Source organism: Caldifermentibacillus hisashii (genome assembly GCF_039654145.1).
Lineage (GTDB): Bacteria > Bacillota > Bacilli > Bacillales > Caldibacillaceae > Caldifermentibacillus > Caldifermentibacillus hisashii.
Genome location: NZ_CP155467.1, coordinates 2,200,359 through 2,225,628, shown reverse-complemented (window position 1 = coordinate 2,225,628; position 25,270 = coordinate 2,200,359). Strand labels below are relative to the sequence as shown.

Sequence of the window (25,270 nt, the reverse complement as noted above, 5' to 3'; positions counted from 1 at the left end):
ATGGATAAGCATACAATCACAAATGATTATGTAATCATCAAGGCATTGGATGATGGGGTAAACGTTATCGGGTTAACCAGGGGGCAAGACACACGCTTCCACCATTCAGAAAAGTTGGATAAAGGGGAAGTAATGATCGCACAATTTACGGATCATACTTCAGCGATAAAAGTTCGCGGTAAATCTCAAATCATTTCAGCTTTTGGCGAAGTTTTCAGTGACAGTAAATAAACACTCTTTTGTGTTTCGAATAATATAAAATGCCTTTCAAAAAACGGAAAAACTTGTGATATAATTGTGATAGTTTACTTTTCGGGTTTAAAAGTAGTAAAGAAACTTTTGACAAAATGATGATTGCAAAAATGGAAAATTAGCTTTGTGCTCGCTTCAATCAGAACAAATCAGGTTATTTGCATGGATACAAAAATTTTAAATCAATGAACCAATATTAAACAAGAACGGTATTTGAGGGTGATTTTGTGCAATTTTCGAAAAAGTATATTACGGAGATGAAAGAAAAAATATATAACAAAATTCATCATTCATTTTTATCTAGTCAATTGGAACTGCCGGAGATTGATAATGATAAACTCTACTTACTCTTATCCATCTTACGTTTTCAAGATTTGCCGAGAGCTCAGTTTGAAACATATGCTACTTCAGTGATGTTTATTCAAATTGCCCTTGATACCCATGATCTTGTTAAAAATGATGATGAATACATGCAGCATAAAAAGCGTCAATTAACCGTGCTTGCGGGTGACTTTTATAGCGGTTTATATTATTACTCTTTGTCTCATTTACCAAATATCCAAATGATCCGCAATCTTGCGGAAGGGATTAAAATTGTTAACGAAAACAAAATTCGTATCTATAACAAAGAAGTGCATTCTTTTGAGGAATATATGTCTTGCATGATGAAGAAAGAAACGGCTATCTATCAAAAACTGGCTCGTTATTTTCATCATCCGATTTCAGAACTGCTATCAAGCAATTGGTTACATATTAACCAAATCATTAAAGAAAAAGAAAAGTACATGAATTACATTAAGGAAAATGATTTGGTAGAACATAGCAACTTAAAAGGTGAAAAATTGAATCGCTTTGTAGGAAAACAAATCGATGCGTATATAGATTCCATGTACAGCCAACTTATTGAAATGGTGAAAGAACCATCCTTAATTGAAGATTTTCTTGAGTTGATTGCGTTCAATAAAAATAATGTCAATTCTACCTTCATTTCTTGAAATTGACCGGTAAAGGGAGTCGTTGTAGATGGAACAATCGAAAGAAGAAAAAGTTCACCGGGTGTTTGAAAATATCTATCAACAATATGACAAGATGAACTCGATTATTAGTTTTAGGCAACATATTCGCTGGCGGAAAGATACGATGAAACAGATGAACGTTCAGAAGGGGAAAAAGGCGCTGGATGTTTGCTGTGGTACTGCTGACTGGACGATTGCAATGAGCAAGGCAATCGGGGAAAACGGGGAAGTCATAGGACTCGATTTCAGTGAAAATATGTTAAAAGTTGGAAGGGAAAAGCTAGTCAAAGAACATATTCATAATGCCAAACTCGTTCAAGGAAATGCAATGGAACTACCATTTCCCGATAACAGTTTTGAATACGTCACGATTGGATTTGGCCTTAGAAATGTCCCTGATTATATGCAGGTTCTCCGGGAGATGTACCGGGTTTTAAAGCCGGGGGGAGTCGTTGCCTGCCTTGAAACTTCCCAACCGACAATGTTCGGTTTCAGACAAATATATTATTTTTATTTTCATTACATTATGCCGCTATTCGGGAAGTTGTTTGCCAAAAGCTATCAAGAGTATTCGTGGTTGCAAGAATCGGCAAGAGCGTTTCCGGATGCGAAAAAATTGGCGTCGATGTTTGAAGCGGCGGGATTTGATCATGTAACCTATAAAAAATATTTTGGCGGAGTTGCAGCTTTACACTTAGGATATAAAGGGCTGGAGTAGGCTTTAGTCAAGCTGGGTGGTACATATGAACTATAAAACGGTATATACAATATTAAATAATGATTTAAAAAAGATTGAAAATGAATTGGAATACGTATTGGATGCACATTCGCAGCTGTTAAAAGAATCTTCCTTGCATTATTTGCAGGCGGGGGGAAAGAGAATCCGTCCCGTTTTTGTATTGTTATCAGCCAAATTTGGAAACTATAATTTTCAAATTGTTAAAGATGTTGCTGTCAGTCTTGAATTAATACATATGGCCTCATTAATCCATGATGATGTGATAGATGATGCTTATACGAGAAGAGGTCGACCAACTGTTAAAGCGAAATGGGATAACAAAATTTCCATGTATACCGGTGATTACATATTGGCACGTGCTTTAGAAATCATAACTAGCTTAAATAATGTAGAAGCCCACAAAATATTATCAAAGACGATGGTAGAGTTGAGTATTGGGGAAATCGAACAAATTCGGGATAAATATAATTTTGAACAAACGATTACAAATTATTTTCGCCGAATTAAACGAAAAACGGCACTTTTAATTGCAGCCAGTTGTCAACTTGGAGGAATTGCCGCTGACGTACCACGAGATGTTCATATCAAACTGGCAAAGTTCGGTTATTATGCAGGCATGGCGTTCCAAATTACAGACGATATATTGGATTTTACTTCAACCGAAGCAAAGTTGGGTAAACCTGCCGGAGAAGATTTGTTGCAAGGGAATATTACTCTCCCGGTCCTTCTTGCCATAAAAAATCCCGATGTAAAATCCCAGATTGAAAAAGTGAATGAATATATGGATAGTGATGAACTGTCTGCAATCATTGAATTAATAAAAAATACGGGTGCGATCAATAAAGCGATGCAAATTAGTAACTTATATTTGCAAAAAGCAAATCAAGTATTGAATGTTTTACCGCCAAATCCGACAAAAAAATTATTAGGAACCATGTTAAAATTCATCGGAAAACGAAATTTTTGACAGCATTCTAGAGGGCGCTCTGCGCTTTTCTTATACGTTAAGAAAGTATAAATTTCCAGCAAAGAAGCGAATTCGACGTAGTTGGAAATTTTAAGAATTAAGTATAAGTGCTCTTACGGCTCTGCTCTCGCCTAAAGGCTCGGCAGTCGCCGAGTTTTCTTTATTTGCAAACAATGAAAACAGATGATAATATGTTTTTGGAAAACTATTAACGCTACGAATGAATGGAGAGAGAATGATGGAGAAAACATTTTTAATGGTAAAACCGGACGGAGTACAAAGAGGATTAATTGGAGAAATTGTTTCCAGATTTGAAAGGAAGGGTTTTCAGATGGTTGGAGCAAAACTTATGCAAATCCCAACCAGTGTGGCAGAACAACATTATGGTGAACATAAAGGAAAACCTTTCTACGATGAGTTGGTTTCATTTATCACTTCAGGACCTGTATTCGCCATGGTTTGGCAAGGTGAAAATGTTATTGCAACGGCTCGCCAAATGATGGGTGCTACGAATCCGAAAGATGCGTTACCGGGAACAATTCGTGGCGATTATGGTGTGACGGTTGGTAAAAATATCATCCACGGCTCTGATTCATTGGAAAGTGCAAAACGGGAAATTTCCTTATTTTTCAAAGAAGAAGAATTGGTTGAATATACAAGAACAGTTGATGGATGGATTTATTAATGCTAACCTTATAACACTAGGTTAGTCGAGAAATCCCTTCACCAGTCTGTTTCCGTTATATCCCTCCTTAACGGGTAGAAACACCCCTATCTCAAGATTTTCTAATTTACAAAGAAGATAGGTGGGGAACGAGCTACCCGTAAAGGTCCGATTGGTTCAACTAACCATTAATGGTGGATGAACAAAACCACCGCTGATGGAAGTTTCACTTTATGAAATCATTCGCTAAGAATTGTCTGGTGGTTTAGAAACGAGGAAGAATGAATGGAACAGGATTACCGGTTGTTTATTGAAAAAGTGAAGAGGAAAACAGGGATTGATTTATCTTTATATAAAGAAACACAAATGAAAAGAAGATTAACGTCATTATATCAAAAAAAAGGTTTTCATTCCTTTCAAGAATTTTTTCAAGGAATGGAAAGAGACCGTGAATTACTTTATGCTTTTCTCGATCGAATGACGATTAATGTATCGGAATTTTATCGGAATCGAAAAAGATGGGATGTTTTGGAGGAAAAAATTGTTCCACGATTACTTACCAAAAATAGAAATTTAAAAATTTGGAGTGCAGCTTGTTCAACAGGGGAAGAGCCCTATACAATCGCAATGATTTTAAGTAATTTCCTGCCGCTCTCCGAAATTAAAATATTGGCTACCGATCTTGATGAAAACGCAATTCAAAAAGCAAAGATTGGGGCCTATCAGGAGCGGTCTCTACAGGAAGTTCCCGAGCAGATGAAGAGAAAATTTTTTTTCAAAGACCAAAATCACTATTTAATTCATGAGGAAGTAAAAAGAACAGTCACCTTTAAAAAGCATAATCTTTTGGCTGATCCTTTCGATAAAAACTTTGATTTGATCGTATGCCGTAATGTATTGATTTATTTTACCGAAGAGGCGAAAAATTCACTGTATAAAAAGTTCAGTGCTTCGTTAAAACCCGGCGGTGTCTTATTTGTCGGCAGTACAGAACAAATTTTTAATGCGAGTCAATACAAACTTGAACCAATCGAAACATTTTTTTATCAAAAAATAGAGTAAAGAAAACTCGGTGAACGCCGAGTTTCTTCAAACTTTTCTAGAGTATATAAAACTGGAAATTACCTTGTGAAAATGATAACTTGTTACAAAAGAGTAATTAATATGTAATGGATATGTAATCACTTTTAGCAAAAAAATTTGAATAAAATCATTTTCATGTTCATAGCTTGTCATAAGACCATTGGAGGTGGTTTTATGACATATATTATTGAAAATGCCAATTTGTATAAGCAAAATCAGCTTATTACAACTTCTCTGTTAGTTGATAATGGGAAAATTTTATCCGTTCAGCCCAATTTTCCTAAATACTTATACATGAAAATGTCCGCAAAAGATTTCATTATGACTTCAACTTCAGTATTTTATGCCGATGGTGTTCCGCAAGATAAAGATACTACAATTGAGCAATATATGATCTCCCGGTATTTGGCAAAAGGTTGCACCACTGTTCTCGTTTCCGCCTATATAAAAAATGTGAATGAACTTGATCAAGCGATAGAAGAGGTAAGGAACTTTTATAAAAACAGCCCTTTAGACTATACAATTGCTGTAAAGATTCCCATTAAAGATTTTACTGTTCCTTTTGTCTTAAAATGCAAGAGAAAGAAAATACCGGCGATATTTATTGAATTTAACGATAAACGAGAGTTGTACAAAATTCCATGGGGATGGATTCGTGAAGCCCTATTTCCTTACAATAGTCCGATTATACCGGTAATCGTAAACTCCGGAAAAGAAAAAGAGGAATTACTCCAAACATGGCAATCGATATTACAACGTGAAAAAATACCCCATATTGAAGAATCGCTTTCTGAACAAACACCGTTACATCTTCAAGTCCTTAAAAAAATCGGTATTTATCCGCTGAAAGGTTATCTACAAACCGGCGGGGAGTTAAGCTATAATTTATATTTGTCGGGAAACGAACATCCTGTTTTTTCGTTCATGAACGATGAAAAAAAATTCATATTAGCAGTTACGGTGCATAAAGGAAAAATTGTCAAGGCAGGAGAAAAGATATATTATAATTTGGAGAATGGCGAAGAATTTACAATTAACCGTCCGTCGTTTTTTAGCTAAAAAAGATTTCCGTATTTAATTTACGGCTGTCTGGTTGGCTACGGACTTTGATATGTCCCAGTGTTGCAACAGGACGTGTCGCTTTTAGCCGATTATTTGCAGTTTTCAAAGCTGGATTCAAAGCTTTTCTTAATTAAAATAGATAGAAAGTTATTGATTATTGTCATAAGGAGCAATGTTCGATGAATAAAACGGAGCAATATACACTGTTAATGAAGCAAGGAAAATTGAAAGAAGCTGAAAAAATTTTTCATGCAGTTTTAAATAAAGGTAGTGATGAGGAGATCTACGCCCTTGCTGAGGAATTAACCCATCTCGGTTTTTTGGAAGAGGCATTGACTCTTTATCAGCGCTTGCTTGACCGTTACCCGGATGAGGGAGAATTACTGGTAGCGGTTGCCGAAGTCTTTATCCAGTTAGATCGGGAAGATGAAGCTTTATCAACATTGGAAAAAATTAACGCGGAAGACCCATTTTATGCTCAAGCCCTTTTGTTACAAGCGGATTTATATGATTCCCAAGGGCTTTTTGAAGTAAGTATACAAAAACTTTTACAGGCAGAAAAAATAGCACCTGATGAACCTGTCATTCAATTTGCTTTAGCAGAACTGTATGCCTCAATTGGAAAATTTGCTGAAGCGATTTATAAATATGAACAACTGCTTAAAGATACAAAAGAAATCGGTCATGTCAATTTACACCAGCGACTGGCGGATGCTTATGCGGCAGCAGGAGAATTTGAAAAAGCAATACATCATTATGACCATGTATTGGAAGACAAGCTTGATATCGATGTGCTTTTTGGTTACGGGTTGACTGCTTACCAGGCCGGTTTATATGAAAAAGCAATTGAAAAATTAACCGAAGTAAAAGAACTGGATCCTGATTATCACAGCTTATATCTGCCGCTTGCCAAAAGTTATGAACATCTCGAGGATCTTGAAAAAGCTTTGCAAATTTCAACAGCCGGGTTAAAAGTGAACCCTTATCAAAGAGAACTTCATTATTTTGCCGGTAAAATCAGTTTGAAGCTGGGAGATGAATCATCTGCAGAAAAATTTTTCTTGGATGCAATTGAATTGGATCCTTCGTATATCGATGCACTTCTTACTTTGAATAAGCTTTATTTAAAACAGGAACGATATCAAGAGATTATCCAATTAGTCGAACCATTGTTAGCGGAAGGTGAAGAAGACCCTGATCTTCTCTGGGATTATGCCGTCAGTTGTGACAAAGAAGAACAATATTCTGAGGCATTAAATGCTTACCGTAGTGCATATAGATATTTAAAAGAAAACAGTGACTTTCTACAAAATTATGGATTTTTTCTGTTAGAAGAAGGAATTTTTGATGAAGCTATCGAAGTATTTAATAAACTGCAAAATATGGACCCAACGAATGCTGAGTATCTGGATGTTTTGGAGAGATTGGAAGCAGACAGTAAGTAATTAATTTTATTTAACAAGGAGGGATTGTCGATGGCCGCTCCTATATCTGTTAATGAGAAAAAAGAATTTATCCGCTGGTTTCTTAATCATTATCAATTGAAAAGGCGGGAATGTGTATGGATTTTAAATTATTTAATGAGCCATGATCAATTGATGGAAAAAGTCCATTTTGTGGAACATGCCGAATTTTGTCCCCGGGGAATTATAATGAGTACCCAATGTGTGGATGATGTCCCTTTTCGTTTTTACAAAGATTCTATTTTAACAACAGATGCTGAAAAATCTTTTCATGATATTCGACTCAATCGTGATCAGGAGATATATATCCAATTGAACTTTAAGGCAGTTCACAAATCGCATCATTATGCACTTGTTCTTGAGAATAATCCGTATATGCCGGAACACTTGGAGATTTCGGATAAGGACCGTGAACTTGCAGAACAGTTCTTACAAACCTCCATTAAGAATTTCCAACTGGAGCAAATTCGGGAAAAAATTGATAAAGCATTGGACCGGAAAGATAAAGAAGAATTTATCATGTTATCCGAACAGTTAAACCGGATTTTGAATCGATAGAAAAGGTGTCCGACCACGGGTTCTTTGTAGTTTTTAATGAACTTGCCCGTTCGTTGGGCACCTTTTTCTTTAAGTTAGTTGAACCAGTCGGGCATATATGGGCAGCAGTCCCACCTTTTCCTTTTATAAACTCGAAAGTCTTGAGATGGAGGTCTTGACTCGTTGTTAAGGTGGAAAAACAAAACAGTAGTTTCATAAAAATGTCTAAAATTGTTCACAATTTATTCAAATATTTGTATAAAATTATGCTATCTTTATAATTAAACAAAGATATTTATTTGCTTAAAAAATTATTTTTGAAACAGATTTAGGAAAAGGGAGGTGAAAGAGTGCGTTGGACAGCTCAAGATTTTTCCACTTTCACTCTTTCAAAGGAATATATTGATACCGTTCTGATTCCAATGGTTCCAATCTCCTTTGATGAACGTGGAAAAGACGCTGCAAGTGGAAGCGAATTCATCCAAATGATTGCAATCGAAATTGAGCGCCAATTTAAAGGGAGAATCCTTCTATTACCATCATTTGTCTATTTTTTAAACTTTTCCGATCAAGATAAAAAAATGTTGCTTACCAAATGGCATCACGAACTGACTAAGAAATCGTTTAAACATCTTTTCTTTATCAGCTCTGACCAATCATGGAAAAGTATCGTTGAACAGTTAAAAGGAGAGTTGATTTGGATTCCATCCATTCCGCTTGAACATCTTGATGGAACGAATAAAATGGCCATTATCGATAATCAAGTTAAACAATTGTTGAATCTTTTTGTAGAAAAATGGCAGGCAGCAGAAGATGTAAGTGGTTAATAAGAATTGTGAAGTTGATAACTGAATAAAATATTATTTAATAATATTTATTATATTGACCTAATTTTGATGATGATATATTATAAAAATTGACTATGATAGAAAGGGGTATACCCATTGAATTGCAAGATTGGAGGGGAGTAGGATGAGTGAACAACGGGTAACAAGGCGCCAATTCCTTAGCTATACGATAATGGGTGTAGGCGGGTTTATGGCGGCTGCTTCAGTGATGCCAATGCTGCGAATGGCAGTTGATCCTGTTTTACAGGTTGAAGCGGGGGGCGATTTTATTGCAACAACCGTGAAAGTTGATGAATTGACAAACGAACCGACTCGTGTCGATTTTAAATTTGAGCAGGAAGACGGATGGTATACGTCCAATGTAACACAAACAGCATGGGTATACAAAGATGATAAGGGTGAAATTATTGCACTTTCACCGGTTTGTAAACATTTAGGCTGTACGGTTAACTGGAATTCGAACAAAGACCATCCAAATCAATTTTTCTGTCCATGCCATAAAGGGTTGTATGAAAAAGATGGAACCAATGTACCGGGGACACCGCCTCGCGGACCATTAGACCGGTATAAGTATAAGGTAAAAGATGGCGTGCTTTATTTAAGTAGACGAGCAAGTGCGGTTAGGGGTGCATAAAAGTGTTAAACAAAGTATATGATTGGATCGACGAACGTTTAGATATTACCCCGTTATGGCGTGATGTTGCAGACCATGAAGTACCTGAGCACGTAAACCCGGCCCATCATTTCAGTGCATTTGTTTATTGCTTTGGCGGCTTGACTTTCTTTGTCGTTGTAATCCAAGTTTTGTCGGGAATGTTCTTATCTATGTATTATGTTCCGGATATTGAGCGTGCTTGGGAATCGGTATATTATTTGCAGAATCAGGTCGCATTTGGGCAGATTGTCCGTGGAATGCATCACTGGGGAGCAAGTATTGTGATTGTTATGATGTTTTTACATACGTTGCGGGTATTTTTCCAAGGTGCTTATAAAAAGCCCCGGGAGTTAAACTGGATTGTTGGGGTTTTAATCTTTTTTGTCATGTTGGCCTTAGGCTTAACCGGTTACTTGTTACCGTGGGATATGAAAGCGCTAAACGCTACAAAAGTTACTTTGGATATTGCACAATCTACACCTTTGATTGGTGATATGCTAAAAACATTGCTGAGCGGTGATGAACATATTGTTGGTGCAGAGACATTAACGCGTTTCTTTGCCATCCATGTATTTTTCTTACCGGCAGCATTGCTTGGATTAATCGGCTTGCATTTCCTTATGATTCGTAAACAAGGGATTTCAGGTCCGCTGTAATTTCAATGGGTTGAAGTTGTTTTGTATTAAGGAGGGGAACATATGAAGAGGGGGAAAGGAATGAAGTTTGTCGGGGATTCTCGTGTTCCGATCAATAATCGGAAGCCGAATATCCCGAAAGACTACTCGGAATATCCCGGAAAAACAGAAGCTTTCTATCCTGATTTCTTGTTGAAAGAATGGATGGTCGGGGCTGTCTTCTTAATTGGCTTTTTATGTCTGGTAGTTGTCGAACCGCCTCCATTAGAGAGGATTGCCGACCCGACGGATACCAGCTATATACCGATGCCGGACTGGTACTTTCTGTTTCTTTATCAATTGTTAAAGTATTCATTTGCATCAGGACCATATAATATTTTAGGTGCTTTTATCATTCCAGGGCTGGCTTTTACTGCTTTACTCTTGGCGCCTTTTCTTGATCGGGGACCAAAAAGGCGTCCGCTTGACCGTCCGTTTGCTACGGGATTTATGCTACTTGCGATTTGCGCTATATTTTATTTAACTTGGGAAGCCGCCGCTCATCATGATTGGGAAGCGGCCAAAAAACAAGGGATGATTCGTGAAGTTGTCGAGGTCGATAAAGAGGATCCGGCTTATAAAATTCTTGAAGCCAATACTTGTTTAAGCTGTCATGGCGGAAATTTGGAAGGCGGTTCCGGGCCACCTTTAGCAGGAACGAAATTATCTGTTGATGAGATTAAAGATATTGCGAAAAATGGAAAGGGTAGTATGCCACCGGGAATTTTCCAAGGAACAGATGAAGAATTGCAACAAATTGCCGAATTTATTAAAAGTATTGAAAAATAATAATGGTCTTTTTCTAGGGTAAGACTCTTGATTTCATTTGGTCAGCAGTTGACTTATATGAAAAAGAGGTCTTACCCTTCTAATTTGAAATTATTTTTTTGGTTACGTTTAAATCCGTTTATAATAGAATAGAGGTGATGCGAGTGATAAATCTTCAATATTTTTTAACAAGGAAAAAATTTCTTGTTATCTTGCTATTTATTAATGTTATCGGGACAATCTACGGTTACTATTGGTACGGATATCAATTGGCGGAAACCCCTCCAATTTTTTTACCGTTTGTTCCGGACAGTCCGACTGCCAGCTTTTTCTTTGTTTTCGTCCTCATTGCTTTTCTGTTCAAAAAAAATTGGCCATTGTTTGAGGCTTTGGCGATAATGACATTATTTAAATATGGGATTTGGGCGGTAGTCATGAATATCTTAACCTTGATTGTTTCAGGCTACTTGCCATGGCAAGGCTATATGTTAATTGCTTCCCATTTAGGAATGGCTGTTCAAGGTTTACTTTATTCTCCATATTATCGAATAAAAGGAAAACATTTAGTGATTGCTGCCATATGGACTTTACATAATGAAATCATCGATTATGTCTTTTTTATGTATCCTCGATACGGAGCGCTTGATCAATTTATTCCCCAAATCGGCTACTTTACATTTTGGCTAAGTATTGTTTCGATCTGGATCACCTTTTACTTTGGGATGAAAAAACAAAGAAAAACAATGGTATTTTAATTTTTCAAGGTCTATCCTTGTCCACTCTATCATACATTTTAGTAGGAATAGGGGGGACAGGAAATGAAACAATTAGTCATATTATTTACTTTATTTACCTTTTTAATTGGACCAGTAAATGGTGTACAAGCTGTAGAAAATGGGAGCGACCTCAATACATTGGATATGCTGGCGAATGAAGCCCTTCAACTTTCAAAAGCACAAAGATATGTAGAAACTCAAAAAGTTTTGAAGAATATTGGTGAGATACTTGAACATACGAGTGACATATCCGCTGATGAAAAGCGAATCTTACAAGTTGCCCACCATGAGTCAATGAGAACGATAGAAAACGGGACTTTTACAAATGAGGAAATCGTCAATCGTCTAACAAAGTTTCGCCTTGTTGTTGATGCAGTGATCACAGACTACGAACCCCTTTGGACGAATATGGAAAGTTCTGTTTTAACAGCATTTCAATCCGTGAAAGAAAAAATTGAACAAAAAGACTACCAACATTTTCATGAAGAATTTAACCGTTTTTTAAGCGTATATGATATCGTTTATCCGAGTATTATGTTGGATGTTCCAGTTGAAAAAGTTCAAAAAGTCGATGCCCAACTTCAATACTGGGAACAATATTCAAATAAGCTATTGAATAGTGATGATGGACTGGAAGCAATAGAAACACTCCAAAAAGATTTACAAAGTCTTTTTGAAAATGCCGAAGAAGATGAAGCCGATTTATCTTTATGGTGGGTCATTATTTCAACGGGAGGAATCATCATATTAACTTTATCCTATGTTGGTTGGAAAAAATACAAGGCTGAAAGAGCGGCTCACAAAGCAGCAAAAAAAGGGCAAAAAAATTGACACACACAGAGATATTCTATAAAATTTTTATAAAATAGAATAAGGAGGATGTAAATGGGAAGTTTCCTGATTTACTTTCTTATCATTACAATTATCCCAATATGGGCAAGTATGCGAGTAAATGGTGCATACAAAAAATATTCGAATGTTCCAAATTCCACAGGAACCACTGGTTATGAAGTGGCCAGAAGAATTTTGGATTCGAATGGCTTATATGATGTTCAAATTGAAGAAACACGGGGATTTTTAAGTGACCACTATGATCCACGTGCAAAAGTAGTGCGGCTATCTTCGGCAAACTATCATGGTCATTCGATTGCATCACTTGCTGTTGCAGCCCATGAATGCGGACACGCTATTCAGGATCAAGAAGATTATGCCTTTTTACGTTTACGATCTTCATTAGTTCCGGTGGCAAGTTTTGGTTCAAATACATCATGGATCTTAATAATCATCGGTTTCATGTTCCAAATGGCGAATTTGGCTTTACTTGGAATTATCTTTATGGCAGTAGCCGTACTATTCCAAGTTGTCACGTTGCCGGTAGAATTTAATGCATCAAGTCGGGCATTAAACCAAGTTGTTTCCTTAGGCATTATTCGAAATGACGAGGAAAGAGGCGCAAGAAGTGTACTGAATGCTGCCGCCTTAACATATGTTGCTGCTGCTGCCGTTGCATTATTGGAACTGTTACGATTCGTTTTGATGTTTGTTGGCATGAACAATGATGATTAATAAAAATGACGAAACTGAAACAAGAGCTGATGATCATCAGCTCTTGTTTCGTTCAATACTAAATATGGATTGGATTTTTGTTTTCATCTAAAGTAAAACCTTCACCTAACACTTCATGGACATGGGTAATCGTAACGAAAGCATGGGGATCGATCGCAGTTACAATATTCTTCAAAGGTATAATTTCACGTTTGGCAACAACACAGTATAAGATTTTTTTATTTGCTTTTGAATAATATCCTTGCCCTTCAAGAGCGGTTACACCTCGATATAATTCTGTACTTATTTTTTCTGCGATTTCCGAATATTTGTCGGATATGATGAAAGCACCCCGGCCTGAATATGCTCCTTCTTGGATAAAATCAATTATTTTCGCACCTATAAACACAGCAACTAAAGTATACATTCCTTCTCTTGGTGTCAAATAGGCGATGATGGAAATGGTGATGACTGCCGCATCAAATAAGAACATCGTCCGTCCGAGCGGAAATCCTAGGAATTTTCGAACTAAGCGGGCGATAATATCAACCCCTCCCGTTGTTCCGCCGCTTCTAAAAATAATCCCCAGTCCCCCGCCGATAAACACCCCTGCAAAAAGTGCTGCTAATGTCATATCATGATCAAGCGGAATGGTAACTTGGTAACGTTGAAAAATTTCGAGGAAGAAGGAGAGGCCGACTGTACCGATAATGGTATAAATAAAACTAGTTTTTCCTAAATATTTCCATCCAAGGATAAAAACAGGAATATTTAAAACTAAATTGCTGATAGACGGATTAATTGAATATAAAAAATAAAGAAGTAATGTGATTCCGGTAAATCCGCCTTCTGCTAAATTATTTTGCATATTAAAATGGACGAGTCCAAATGAATAGATGGCTGTACCGAATAAGATAAGAAGGATATTTTTCATTTTGATGTTGACGGTAATTTTTTTCATAAGCATGTTCCTTTCTAAAAATGGAATTTCTCTCTATCAATCTAATGAGTCCGTCAATATTTTACTCTTTTCCTCAATCCATAGCAAATATTACTTTTCAACAATAAATGATTGTCATTCTCTCGTAATTTCAAGTAACATATACTATAGTAGCATTGCAAGATTCATCCAAAATACTAGAGGTGATACGCTTGAAAACTATCCATGACTTGCAAAAAGATGTCGATCAGTATATTTCCCAGTTTCAAGAAGGTTATTTCAGCCCTTTGGCATTAACGGCTCGAATGACTGAAGAATTAGGTGAACTGGCCCGGGAAGTGAATCATTATTATGGTGAGAAACCGAAAAAATCAACAGAGAAGGAAAAAACCATTGAAGAAGAATTGGGAGATATGCTATTTGTATTAATTTGTTTTGCCAATTCATTGGAAATTGACTTGGAAGAAGCACATAATAGAGTAATGGAGAAATTTAAAACGCGGGATGCAAATCGCTGGACAAAAAAGGAGGAGAATCACGATGACGAATCCAATTAAAATTGTTATTGCCGGGCCACGGGGGAGAATGGGACGTGAAGCCGTTAAAATGGTCACCTGTCAAAGGCATTTTCAACTGGTTGCCGTTATTGATAAAGAAAACGATGGGAAACAGCTTTCTGAAGTTGAATCGGAATTTCAGGGAGTGGATTGCCTGATTTATACCGATATACATACTTGTTTGAAACATACGGAACCGGATTGCTTAATTGACTTAACTGTTCCGAAAGCAGCCTTTTATCACGCCAAGGCGGCACTTGAATTAAATGTACGGCCGGTTGTTGGTACGACAGGAATTTCACCTGATGAGTTAGAAGAATTAAAAGCTCTTGCCAATGAGAAAAAGCTTGGCTGCATTATCGCTCCTAATTTTGCAATTGGGGCCGTATTGATGATGAAATTTTCTCAAATGGCAGCCAAATATTTCGGCGATGTTGAAATTATTGAACTGCACCATGACGGGAAACTGGATGCCCCGAGTGGAACGGCAATTAAAACTGCTGAAATGATTCATGAATATCGGGAGCCGAAACAACAAGGTCATCCGAATGAAACCGAAAAATTGACAGGAGCCCGTGGAGCTGAATTTTACGGTATGCATATTCATAGTGTCCGACTGCCCGGCTTAATTGCTCATCAGCAAGTGATATTTGGCGCAAAAGGCGAAACATTAACCATTCGCCATGATTCATATGATCGGTCATCCTTCATGACGGGAGTGAAAGTTTCCGTTGAGACAGTTATGAAACTTGATGGATACGTCTATGGTTTAGAGAACATTCTGGACTAACAAGGTTCCATCATAATAAAAAAATAGAGGTGTTTATAGATGAATATTGCCCTGATTGCACATGATCGAAAAAAAGATGATTTAGTTCAATTTGTTACAGCCTACCGTTATATTTTTGAAAAACACAGCCTTTTTGCAACAGGAACAACAGGTCAGCGAATTATCGAGGCAACCGGACTACAGGTGCATCGTTTTCAATCCGGACCTCTTGGCGGTGACCAGGAAATTGGTGCGAGGATTGCTAAAAATGAAATGGACATTGTTATCTTCTTTAGGGATCCTTTAACTGCCCAACCGCATGAGCCGGATGTTTCTGCACTCATTCGTCTTGCCGATGTCTATCGTGTTCCAATCGCAACAAATATGGGAACTGCGGAAGTATTGATTCGCGGTTTAGAAAGAGGAGATATTGATTGGAGAGAAGTCATCAAGAATATGAGACAATGAAAGTTTTTTCATTTTATCAGTTACGTGTAAGTATTTAGACAGGTGTTAATGTCTAAAATTATAGAAAAGTCACAACGGTAAAACATCGCAATTATCATTAAAGGATGGGATTATGAAACTAAAAATAGGAATTGTTTGTTATCCAACAGTCGGCGGCTCCGGGGTTATTGCAACAGAGTTGGGAAAAATGCTAGCGGAAAAAGGCCATGAAATTCATTTTATAACATCAAACATGCCGTTTCGTCTAAAGAAAATGTATCCCAACATTTTTTTCCATCAAGTGGAAGTGAATCAATATGCTGTTTTTCAATATTCCCCGTATGATATTCAGCTTGCTAGTAAAATTGCTGAGGTAGCGGATCGGGAAAAATTGCAAATTATTCATGTCCATTATGCAATTCCCCACGCCATTTGTGCGCTTTTAGCCAGGCAGATGGCAGAAACCGATTTTAAAATTGTCACAACATTGCACGGTACGGATATTACTGTATTAGGTCAAGACTCGTCTTTGAAAAAAGCCATACAATTTGGTATTGAAAAATCAGATGAAGTTACAGCCGTATCCAATGCGCTAGTTGATGAAACGCATCTTTTAATTACACCTATGAAACCAATTCGAACCGTATATAATTTTATTGACGAAAGAATCTACTATAAAATGGATGCTAACCATCAATTGAAAGCTGATTTTGGCGTTAAAGAAGATGAAAAAGTAATTATACATGTATCCAATTTCCGACCGGTCAAACGTGTGAAAGATGTGATTGAGTCATTTCAAAAAATTACGGAGATGATTCCGGCAAAACTATTGTTAGTCGGTGACGGCCCGGAAATGGGAAAAATATCACAAATGGTGGATGAACGTCATTTAACAAAACAGGTTCTTTTTCTTGGCAAGCAAGAGAATCTCGAAGAATTATATGCTATAAGTGACTTATTGTTATTGTTATCGGAAAAAGAAAGTTTCGGGTTAGTTGCGCTGGAAGCAATGGCTTGCGGTGTACCTTGTGTCGGAACGAATACCGGCGGAATACCGGAAGTAATTGAAAACGGACGAACGGGCTATATTTGTGAGGTGGGTGATATCGATATGATTTCCTCCATGTCTTTAAAGATTTTGCAAGATGATGAGCTTCATTGGCAATTTTCAAAAGCAGGAATAAAAAGAGCCCGGACCCAGTTTTCTTCAGGAAAAATCCTGAACCAATATGAAGATATTTATTACCAACTAATGGAAATGGATGAGTGATATGCTTGAGAAGTTTAAGAAGGCTGTTCCGGTTTTGGAAAAAATTGAACAAGCCGGATTTGAAGCGTATTTTGTCGGCGGTTCTGTCAGAGATGCACTTTTACATAGATCCATTGAGGATGTTGATATTGCAACAAGTGCATTCCCGGAAGAAATTAAACAAATTTTTCCAAAAACAATTGATGTCGGGATTAAACATGGTACAGTAGTTGTTATTTATAATGGTGAGAACTACGAAATTACCACGTTTCGTACAGATGGTGAATATACCGACTACCGCAGACCTGATAAGGTTACATTTATTCGTTCCCTTCAGGAGGATTTAAAACGGAGAGATTTTACGATGAATGCGATTGCTATGACGAAAACCGGTGAATTAATCGACCCGTTTTCCGGTCAAGAAGATATTAAAAACAAATTGATTCGAACGGTCGGAAATGCGGAAGAGCGATTTACCGAAGATGCTCTTCGCATAATGCGGGCCATTCGCTTCGTTAGTCAACTTAATTTTCGAATCGAGCAAGATACTTATAAGGCTATCGAAAAATACGGGGAGCTTTTAACGAATATTTCGGTTGAACGAATCTATGCGGAATTTCAAAAAATCCTTGTCGGGAAGAGTCGGAAACATGCCCTTCGCTTACTTGTTGAACAAAATTTGCATCATTATTTACCAAAACTTAGCGGCTATGGACAAGAACTGAAACAGACTGCTGATATAATTCATCTGCCAATATGGAAAGAAGCGGAAATATGGGCGATATTACTCATCCTAATTGATAAAGAACCGGTTGACGCATTTTTACGTGCATGGAAAACACCTTTAAGAATAATTAAAGCAGTGAAAAAGATTTATGTGGCATACAAATTGCGGAAAGAACAGAGTTGGACAAAAGAAATGGTTTATTACAACGGGTATGATACGTGTATAAGTTCCGAAAAAATTTACTCTGTTCTGCATCATCTCCCTGTACAACAAAATGTGCAAACGGTGAAAAACATATGGGCTGATTTGCCGATTAACAGTCGTGAACAACTGGCGATTTCCGGATATGACTTAATGAACTGGGCAAATCAAAAAAGCGGACCTTGGATCAAGGAAACGCTAGAAAAAATCGAAAAGGCGATAATAAACAAGGAAATTGATAATGACAAGAGCAAAATCAAGGAGTGGTTGTTCCCGTGAAATCGAACGTTCGCAAAGATATTTTAAACGCATTCCGAAATGCAAAAGGGGAATATATTTCCGGAGAAAAATTGGCAAAGGAAATCGGTTGCAGCAGAACGGCTGTTTGGAAACATATTGAAGAGTTAAAAAAGGAAGGTTTTCAAGTGAAGGCTGTCCGAAAAAAAGGATATTTACTTGTTGAACATTCCAATAAACTATCGGCCAATGAAATTTACTTAGGGTTGGAGACGGAAGAAATTGGTCGCACAGTTCATTTTTATGAATCCGTTTCATCCACCCAAAAGTTAGCTAAAGAATTCGCATTGAATGGAGCAAAGCACGGAACATTGGTTGTAAGCGATGAGCAAACGGAAGGAAGGGGACGACTAGTCAGGCAATGGTATTCTCCTAAAGGAACAGGATTGTGGATGAGTATCATCGTTCGCCCCGAAATCCCGATACAGAAAACGCCTCAGCTAACATTACTGACGGCGGTGGCTGTTATTCAGGCAATTGAAGCAACAACCGGTCTACATCCAACAATTAAATGGCCAAATGATATATTGATTAACGGCCGGAAAGTATGTGGCATTTTAACGGAAATGCAAGCTGAAGAAAACAGGGTTCAATCGGTTATTATCGGTATCGGTGTGAATGTGAATCAGAACAAGGCGGATTTTCCGGAAGAATTACAAACGATTGCTACATCATTAAAAATCGAAGCCGACAAAACCGTTAGCCGAACAAAGCTGTTACAAAATATTTGTTATCAATTAGAACAACTATTAAATGATTATTTACATACAGGGTTTAAACCAATTAAACAATTGTGGGAAAGTTACGCGAACTCAATCGGGAAACAAATTACTGCCCGTACGGCAAAGGGGAGTTATACCGGTTTTGCCATAGGAATTAATGATGAAGGTGTTCTATTACTGAAGCAAGCCTCCGGGGAAGTAATGGAAATTTATTCTGCGGATATTGATTTGCCATAATACCGGATCATAAACAGGTCCGGTTCTTTTTTACATTTTACTGGTCAAAAATCAGTTAAGTTGATATAATGATTTCCAAGAGATAGAACTGCACCTCTCCGGGCGGTATCTATCATCTCATCGGTTTTTTTATAATAGAAAATCTGCCTGTAGCCGTAGAGGACCGGGACAGAGGGATGAAACTGAAAAAAATTTTCAAATCCTTCGTGCCCTGGAAGGATTTTTTTGTTTATCTTACGTGTTCAAAAAAGGATAAAAAGAGCTGTGAAGTTCAAGCAAGCGAATCGCCTCTCGACACCAGAGCTTATGTTTTTCATCCATGAGAAGAGGAACAGCGAGAGGGGAAAACGACAACAATTTTTCCTTGTACCTTAAGAATGTATAAATTTCCAGCAAAGAAGTGAATTCGACGTAGTGGGAAATTTTAAGTTTTAAGTATAAGCGCAACTACGGCTCTGCCATCGCCTAAAGGCTCGACAGTCGCCGAGTTTTCTTTAAAGTTTTGAACGCAAAACTAGCCGATTTTTCCTTCCTGACATAAGGGCAACTGCGTCAAATCTGTTTGGCGGAGTTCAAAGTTTCATTTCCTCTGAAAAAAAGAGGAGGTACGTAAAAAAAATGAAACAAACAATCGATTTTTTGAAGATGAAAGAAATGAAAGAGAAAATCACCATGATAACTGCCTATGATTATCCGTCAGCAAAACTTGTCGAACAGGCAGGCATCGATTGTATTTTAGTAGGGGATTCACTGGGAATGGTCGTACTTGGCTATGAATCAACTATTCAAGTAACCTTGAATGATATGATTCACCACGCAAAAGCTGTCAGACGGGGGGCAGCAAATACTTTTGTCGTTGTTGATATGCCCTTTGCCACTTATCATTTATCAAAAGATGAAACGTTAAGAAATGCCGCAAGAATTATGCAAGAAGGCGGGGCAAATGCGGTGAAGGTGGAAGGGGCAGACGATGTATTGGAAACGATTTCTCAATTAACGAAAGCCGGGATTCCTGTTGTTGGACATCTCGGGTTAACACCACAATCGGTTGGTGTATTAGGCGGATATAAAGTACAGGGGAAATCGGTGGAAGCTGCCCGTAAACTGATAGCAGATGCGAAAAAATGTGAAGAAGCAGGAGCCTTCATGCTTGTCGTTGAATGTATTCCTTACCAACTTACAGCTGAGCTAACCAAACAATTGAAAATTCCGGTAATCGGGATCGGTGCGGGGAATCATGCCGATGGACAAGTACTTGTTTATCATGATGCAATTGGTTACGGCGTTGATCGTCTACCTAAATTCGTTAAACCGTATGCCAATATCCAAACAGAAATTATAAACGGAATCAAAAACTACGCTACTGAGGTAAAAAACGGTACATTTCCGGATGAACAGACAAGCTACACCCTCAAAGAAGAAGTTTTGGCGGGCTTGTATGGAGGAGTGAAAGCATGAAAATCATCCGGACGGTTGAAGAGATGAGCAACATTTCAGGTCAATGCTTACAAAATAACCAAATAATCGGCTTTGTCCCAACAATGGGCTATTTGCATGAAGGTCATTTAACATTAATGAGGCGAGCGAAAGAAGAAAATAACATTGTTGTAGCCAGTGTTTTTGTTAATCCGCTTCAATTTGGACCGAATGAAGATTATGATGCTTATCCGCGGGATCTCCAAAGAGATGAACGGTTGGCAAAAAGTGTCGGTGTTGATTACTTATTTTGCCCGACTGTTCAAGAAATGTATCCCGATGAAATGACCGTGGAAATAAAAGTGAAAAAGCGGGTAGATGTTCTTTGTGGCAGGAAGCGTGTCGGTCATTTTGACGGGGTTGCAACGGTTCTTGTAAAATTATTTTCTATTATTCGCCCGCATCATGTGTATTTTGGGTTGAAAGATGCCCAGCAAGTCGCTGTTGTTGATGGGTTAATAAAAGATTTAAATCTCCCAATTACGTTGCGTCCGGTCGAAACGGTACGTGAGGAAGACGGGCTTGCAAAAAGTTCCCGGAACGTGAATTTAACAGAGGCAGAACGTCAGGAAGCACCGTTTCTTTATCAATCACTGGTAGAGGCAAAAGAACGAATTTTTGCCGGTGAACGAGACCCCGACGTCATCATTGCGGGAATAAAACAATTTTTACAAAACAAAGTAAATGGAAAGATTGATTATGTCGAAATATATTCATATCCCGAATTAAAACCTCAGACAAGGTTAACGGGGAAAATCATAATCGCTATCGCCGTCCAATTTTCAAAAGCGAGATTAATCGACAATATCATTCTTGAACTTAAAGGTGGAATGTAGAAATGTTTCGAGTAATGATGAATGCCAAACTTCATCGTGCCCGTGTAACGGAAGCCAATTTAAACTATGTTGGCAGCATTACGATTGATCAAGACTTATTAGATGCGGTTGGCATGGTAGCCAACGAAAAGGTTCAAATTGTCAATAACAATAATGGGGCCCGTTTTGAAACATATATCATACCCGGCGAGCGAGGCAGCCATGTTGTTTGCCTGAATGGGGCCGCTGCAAGACTAGTCCAACCGGGTGATATTATTATCGTGATCTCTTATGTTTTTGTTGATGAAAAAGAAGTGAAAGAACACCGACCGAAAATTGCCGTTTTAAATGAACAAAACAAAATAATTGAAATCATCGGAGCAGAAAAGGAAAAAACGGTGATTGAATCATAAACTTTTTGTATTCACGTCCGGCTGAGATCGAATATCGATTTCAGCCGGACTTTTTAACAGAATAAGAAAGTATAAAAATACAAGTAAATAACTTGGGATTAGTTTTATTGTCTAGTTCCGAGCGCCAGCGACTAGCAAACTTCACTCCCCTCCACTACGATAAGTCAACATCAGCTCGTAAACTCGCCGTGTTTCCTTTTCCTCGAAAAAGCTAATCGCTTTTTCTTCGTGCGATGTCTATTCGAGGAAGCAAATCTGTTCTCATTGCGGGGCGCTCCAGTTTGTACGTCGCTAAGCGGGCGCTCTGCGCTTTTCTTATTTCTTGTTTGGCTTCACAAGGAAAGCTACGAAAGAACCAGCTTCTACTTTCCTATCAGGAATAGGAGACTTTTCGAAAGTGCAAAATTATGGTAATGTTTTCTTGATAGAAATATGAGGTGTTGACTTTGAATAAATTTGTAATCGTGGATATAGAGACAACAGGACATTCTCCGAAAAAAGGCGACCGAATGATCCAGTTTGCCGGCGTTGTCCTGGAAGATCGAAAAATAACGGAGACATTTACCACCTTTCTTAATCCGGGAATCCCTATTTCTCCATTTATTACCGAATTAACCGGGATTGATAATGAGATGGTTGCTAATGCCCCATCTTTTACGGAGGTCGCCGGGGAAATTCTCCAACTGATGGAGGAAGCTTGCTTTGTTGCTCATAATGCCCATTTTGATTTAACCTTTTTGCAGGATGAATTGGAGCTTGGGGGTTTTCCGAAACTTACCTCTCCGGTTATTGATACGGTGGAAATGACGCGCATCTTTATGCCTACCTTGGAAAGTTACAAGTTGAGTGATATTGCCAATTTCGCCGGTTTCGATCATGACCGGCCGCATCAGGCAGACAGTGATGCCATCGTCACGGCTGAATGGTTTTTAGCCATGCTTAACAAACTGGATCATCTTCCGGATCAAACGATTTTCGCTTTACGTAATCTGGCAAAATATGTAAAGTCGGATTTATTTCACCTTCTTGATCAGTGGTATTTAGAAAGGGTCAGTCATCCGCGAAAATTAGCTGTTGATTTGGAACTGTTTCGCGGAATTGTATTGAAAAAAGAGAAAGTCGATCAAAATCTAAGTACCGGGCACCATAAAGCGGTTTTGGAGAAAGTGAATTTACAAGACGAATGGGCAGAAGAATCACCCGCTTCTTTTATTCATGCTTCTCTTGATCGTGGTGATTTGGCATTAATTGAAACCGGTGCAGAGACCAATCATAAATTTTCTTATTTATTAGCGGCCGCCGTTTTTTCGATGCAAAAAAACAAGCCTGTATTAGTGGCAACCGCAACGGTTCATGATCAGCAAGTTATTTTACAAGAGATTATTCCACAAGTTCGTTCATGTTTGGCTCAACCAATTTCCGTTCAGTTGTTGAAGGGACGAAACCGATATTTAAATTTATGGAAATTTGAACGAATCTTACATGAGCATAGTGAGCATTATGATGAAGTGATTACAAAAATGCAAATTCTAGTTTGGTTGACTGAAACAGAAACCGGTGATTGTGATGAGTTGAATTTATCGACAGGCGGTTGGCAATTTTTGCGCAGGATTTCCGGTATTCAAATCGATAAGGAAGGAAGTAATCCATGGTTCGACCGGGATTTTTATCGGAAAGCCGTAACCAAAGCCAGCGCAGCACAAATTGTTGTTACAAATCATCATTATTTGTTAACAAATGTGGAGGAAGAAAATAATATTTTTTCTGATTTTGAATATGTCATTATTGATGAGGCACATTTATTTGAAAATAACGCTTTATCGGTTTTCGGAATGAAATTAACTTACCGGAGAATGAAATTTTTATTAAATCAATTAGGTCCGATTGAACAAATGAAAGTGTCGGGAAAAATTGATGCGATACTGACAAAATACAATTTGCCGGTTACATATAATGCAGAGAAAGTTCAATTGATTATTCATGATTTTTTAGAACGTCTGGATGAGTTTTTTCAAACATGTGTGGTTGTTTATAAACAAAACAACAAAAATATATATAACGGAAAAATTGTTATTGAAAATACACCGATTTTTTCCGATATTCTTTATAGTTGGGAACGAGTTTATGATGCATTTACCGTTTTCTTTTCATGTTTAGAAGAACGGTTAAATCAATTATTCCGTTATTATCATTTTTTATCTGAACAGGAAAAAATGACAGTTGAAGACTTCTCCTTACTATTGACAGATCTAACCATCCTTAAACAAATGAACATGGAATTTCAAGATTTGCAAAACAATAAATTAATTTGGTTAGACATGGATGAACGGAATCCTCTTACATCTATTGTCATTCACAGTCAGCCATTATATGTGGAGGATGATTTAGCAAAGACATTATATTTACGTAAAAAGGCGATCATCTTTATTTCAAATGCGTTAACAGTCGAGGACTCTTTCCAATATATGATAAAAAAGCTTGGCTTAAATGATTTTCCTGTTGTTACTAAACAGTTTTATTCCACCGAGTCGTTTTATAAACAGATTCGTTTATACAGCTTAAACGATTTACCCAATATTTCAGAGGTAAAGGAAGAGGAGTATATTGAAAAAATTAGTAATTCCATTATCGCCATCGCAACAACTTTGGAAAGAAAGTTGTTAATCTTATTCAGTTCCAATGAAATGTTGAAAAAAACGTACCATTTAATAAAAGACAGTGGTGCACTTGATGAATATTTACTCATGGCACAAGGCGTTTCAAGCGGAAGCTTACATCGGCTTAGTAAGCAATTTAGCCGCTTTGATAAGGTGATTTTGTTCATTTCAAACTCGAATCTGGAACAATTCAGTTTCGATCAATCACTTCAAACGGCGATAATGGTAAGACTACCTTTTCTTTCTCCTAATGAACCGGTTCATTACCATCGAGCAAAAGCACTGAAAAATAAAGGGATCAATTCGTTTCAAACGTTATCTTTACCGGAAGCGGTTATTCGCTTTAAACAAGGATTTGTAAAACTGATGAATCCGGGAACGAAGATTCGTGAATGGATCATATTTGATAAACGCATTTATTCAACTAGTTATGGACGTACGTTTTTACATTCAATCCCACCGGTACCACTGGAAAAGGTCGATTTAACTTTATTATGTAAAAAGCTTGATAATGATTCCTAGACGACAAAATATTTTAATGAAATAGTAATAAATTTTTTCAAGATCGGGAGAAAGCAGTTATCTTTCACACTATTTTCTTGGTATAATAAAGAAAGATTTTTAATATTCTTTAGCTGTCGAGAAAGGAATGATTTCTCGTTGTTTGCGGCAAGTCAAAGGACCTGCTTGGTCATTACGAGTCGCCTATAGACT

27 protein-coding genes are annotated in these 25,270 nt (G+C 37.6%); 26 read left to right on the top strand and 1 reads right to left on the bottom strand.

Annotation, left to right across the window (positions count from 1 at the left end):
• The 16 genes from mtrB to NSQ14_RS10485 all read left to right on the top strand — a co-directional run bounded on the left by mtrB (position 1) and on the right by NSQ14_RS10485 (position 13,070).
• On the top strand, positions 1–231 hold the full coding sequence (gene mtrB, locus NSQ14_RS10560) for a trp RNA-binding attenuation protein MtrB (RefSeq protein ID WP_041846369.1): 231 nt from the start codon (positions 1–3) through the stop codon (positions 229–231).
• A 248-nt stretch (positions 232–479) separates the two neighbouring features.
• Positions 480–1,247 (top strand): heptaprenyl diphosphate synthase component 1, encoded by a 768-nt coding sequence (locus NSQ14_RS10555; protein ID WP_052480376.1) that lies wholly within the window; start codon positions 480–482, stop codon positions 1,245–1,247.
• Between the two features lie 28 nt (positions 1,248–1,275).
• Complete coding sequence (locus NSQ14_RS10550) at positions 1,276–1,986, top strand: demethylmenaquinone methyltransferase (RefSeq protein WP_216407367.1); 711 nt, start codon at positions 1,276–1,278, stop codon at positions 1,984–1,986.
• A 25-nt stretch (positions 1,987–2,011) separates the two neighbouring features.
• Complete coding sequence (gene hepT, locus NSQ14_RS10545) at positions 2,012–2,974, top strand: heptaprenyl diphosphate synthase component II (RefSeq protein WP_108898197.1); 963 nt, start codon at positions 2,012–2,014, stop codon at positions 2,972–2,974.
• 238 nt (positions 2,975–3,212) lie between these two features.
• Positions 3,213–3,659 (top strand): nucleoside-diphosphate kinase, encoded by a 447-nt coding sequence (ndk, locus tag NSQ14_RS10540; RefSeq protein ID WP_346216314.1) that lies wholly within the window; start codon positions 3,213–3,215, stop codon positions 3,657–3,659.
• 264 nt (positions 3,660–3,923) lie between these two features.
• Complete coding sequence (locus NSQ14_RS10535) at positions 3,924–4,700, top strand: protein-glutamate O-methyltransferase CheR (protein WP_326973207.1); 777 nt, start codon at positions 3,924–3,926, stop codon at positions 4,698–4,700.
• A 195-nt stretch (positions 4,701–4,895) separates the two neighbouring features.
• Positions 4,896–5,780 carry a hypothetical protein gene (locus NSQ14_RS10530; RefSeq protein ID WP_346216313.1) on the top strand — a complete coding sequence of 295 codons (885 nt, stop codon included), beginning with the start codon at positions 4,896–4,898 and terminating at the stop codon, positions 5,778–5,780.
• A gap of 182 nt (positions 5,781–5,962) precedes the next feature.
• Positions 5,963–7,228, top strand: a complete 1,266-nt coding sequence (locus NSQ14_RS10525) for a tetratricopeptide repeat protein (protein ID WP_041846373.1) — start codon at positions 5,963–5,965, stop codon at positions 7,226–7,228.
• A gap of 30 nt (positions 7,229–7,258) precedes the next feature.
• Positions 7,259–7,804: a ReoY family proteolytic degradation factor gene (locus tag NSQ14_RS10520; protein WP_095141175.1), complete on the top strand. Its 546-nt coding sequence runs from the start codon at positions 7,259–7,261 to the stop codon at positions 7,802–7,804.
• A gap of 329 nt (positions 7,805–8,133) precedes the next feature.
• The gene (locus NSQ14_RS10515; RefSeq protein WP_251245861.1) at positions 8,134–8,610 is read left to right on the top strand and encodes a YpiF family protein; all 477 of its coding nucleotides are present in this window, start codon (positions 8,134–8,136) and stop codon (positions 8,608–8,610) included.
• Between the two features lie 145 nt (positions 8,611–8,755).
• On the top strand, positions 8,756–9,265 hold the full coding sequence (locus NSQ14_RS10510) for a ubiquinol-cytochrome c reductase iron-sulfur subunit (protein WP_244809537.1): 510 nt from the start codon (positions 8,756–8,758) through the stop codon (positions 9,263–9,265).
• A 2-nt stretch (positions 9,266–9,267) separates the two neighbouring features.
• The gene (qcrB, locus tag NSQ14_RS10505; protein ID WP_033828556.1) at positions 9,268–9,942 is read left to right on the top strand and encodes a menaquinol-cytochrome c reductase cytochrome b subunit; all 675 of its coding nucleotides are present in this window, start codon (positions 9,268–9,270) and stop codon (positions 9,940–9,942) included.
• Positions 9,943–9,984: 42 nt separating this feature from the next.
• The gene (locus tag NSQ14_RS10500; protein WP_041846376.1) at positions 9,985–10,749 is read left to right on the top strand and encodes a menaquinol-cytochrome c reductase cytochrome b/c subunit; all 765 of its coding nucleotides are present in this window, start codon (positions 9,985–9,987) and stop codon (positions 10,747–10,749) included.
• Positions 10,750–10,886: 137 nt separating this feature from the next.
• A complete protein-coding gene (locus tag NSQ14_RS10495) occupies positions 10,887–11,483 on the top strand; it encodes a DUF1405 domain-containing protein (protein WP_346216312.1) in 597 nt (198 codons plus the stop codon).
• A gap of 63 nt (positions 11,484–11,546) precedes the next feature.
• Positions 11,547–12,335, top strand: a complete 789-nt coding sequence (locus tag NSQ14_RS10490; RefSeq protein ID WP_346216311.1) for a sporulation protein YpjB — start codon at positions 11,547–11,549, stop codon at positions 12,333–12,335.
• A 54-nt stretch (positions 12,336–12,389) separates the two neighbouring features.
• Positions 12,390–13,070 carry a zinc metallopeptidase gene (locus tag NSQ14_RS10485; protein ID WP_346216310.1) on the top strand — a complete coding sequence of 227 codons (681 nt, stop codon included), beginning with the start codon at positions 12,390–12,392 and terminating at the stop codon, positions 13,068–13,070.
• A 58-nt stretch (positions 13,071–13,128) separates the two neighbouring features.
• Here NSQ14_RS10485 and NSQ14_RS10480 read toward each other — a convergent pair whose 3' ends face one another.
• Positions 13,129–14,010: a YitT family protein gene (locus NSQ14_RS10480; RefSeq protein ID WP_041846379.1), complete on the bottom strand. Its 882-nt coding sequence runs from the start codon at positions 14,008–14,010 to the stop codon at positions 13,129–13,131.
• A gap of 185 nt (positions 14,011–14,195) precedes the next feature.
• On the opposite strand from NSQ14_RS10480, the gene NSQ14_RS10475 reads away from it, so the two are divergent.
• The 10 genes from NSQ14_RS10475 to dinG all read left to right on the top strand — a co-directional run bounded on the left by NSQ14_RS10475 (position 14,196) and on the right by dinG (position 25,078).
• The gene (locus tag NSQ14_RS10475; RefSeq protein ID WP_034770823.1) at positions 14,196–14,546 is read left to right on the top strand and encodes a nucleotide pyrophosphohydrolase; all 351 of its coding nucleotides are present in this window, start codon (positions 14,196–14,198) and stop codon (positions 14,544–14,546) included.
• Entirely contained in the window at positions 14,530–15,336 is an 807-nt protein-coding gene (gene dapB, locus NSQ14_RS10470) for a 4-hydroxy-tetrahydrodipicolinate reductase (protein ID WP_034770618.1), read from the top strand. Before NSQ14_RS10475 ends, dapB begins: the two co-directional genes overlap by 17 nt.
• Before the next feature lie 39 nt (positions 15,337–15,375).
• Entirely contained in the window at positions 15,376–15,783 is a 408-nt protein-coding gene (mgsA, locus tag NSQ14_RS10465) for a methylglyoxal synthase (protein ID WP_034770616.1), read from the top strand.
• Between the two features lie 112 nt (positions 15,784–15,895).
• Positions 15,896–17,032, top strand: coding sequence for an N-acetyl-alpha-D-glucosaminyl L-malate synthase BshA (gene bshA, locus NSQ14_RS10460; RefSeq protein WP_034770614.1), 1,137 nt, complete (start codon positions 15,896–15,898; stop codon positions 17,030–17,032).
• A 1-nt stretch (position 17,033) separates the two neighbouring features.
• Positions 17,034–18,218 carry a CCA tRNA nucleotidyltransferase gene (locus tag NSQ14_RS10455; protein WP_346216309.1) on the top strand — a complete coding sequence of 395 codons (1,185 nt, stop codon included), beginning with the start codon at positions 17,034–17,036 and terminating at the stop codon, positions 18,216–18,218.
• Positions 18,215–19,195, top strand: a complete 981-nt coding sequence (locus NSQ14_RS10450) for a biotin--[acetyl-CoA-carboxylase] ligase (protein ID WP_346216308.1) — start codon at positions 18,215–18,217, stop codon at positions 19,193–19,195. Before NSQ14_RS10455 ends, NSQ14_RS10450 begins: the two co-directional genes overlap by 4 nt.
• 618 nt (positions 19,196–19,813) lie before the next feature.
• Positions 19,814–20,653, top strand: a complete 840-nt coding sequence (panB, locus tag NSQ14_RS10445) for a 3-methyl-2-oxobutanoate hydroxymethyltransferase (protein WP_034770607.1) — start codon at positions 19,814–19,816, stop codon at positions 20,651–20,653.
• On the top strand, positions 20,650–21,507 hold the full coding sequence (gene panC / locus NSQ14_RS10440) for a pantoate--beta-alanine ligase (protein ID WP_041847798.1): 858 nt from the start codon (positions 20,650–20,652) through the stop codon (positions 21,505–21,507). The genes panB and panC overlap by 4 nt, the downstream gene beginning before the upstream one ends.
• A gap of 2 nt (positions 21,508–21,509) precedes the next feature.
• Complete coding sequence (gene panD / locus NSQ14_RS10435; protein ID WP_041847799.1) at positions 21,510–21,899, top strand: aspartate 1-decarboxylase; 390 nt, start codon at positions 21,510–21,512, stop codon at positions 21,897–21,899.
• Positions 21,900–22,345: 446 nt separating this feature from the next.
• Positions 22,346–25,078: an ATP-dependent DNA helicase DinG gene (gene dinG / locus NSQ14_RS10430; protein WP_235819458.1), complete on the top strand. Its 2,733-nt coding sequence runs from the start codon at positions 22,346–22,348 to the stop codon at positions 25,076–25,078.
• The last annotated feature ends 192 nt before the right edge of the window (positions 25,079–25,270 follow it).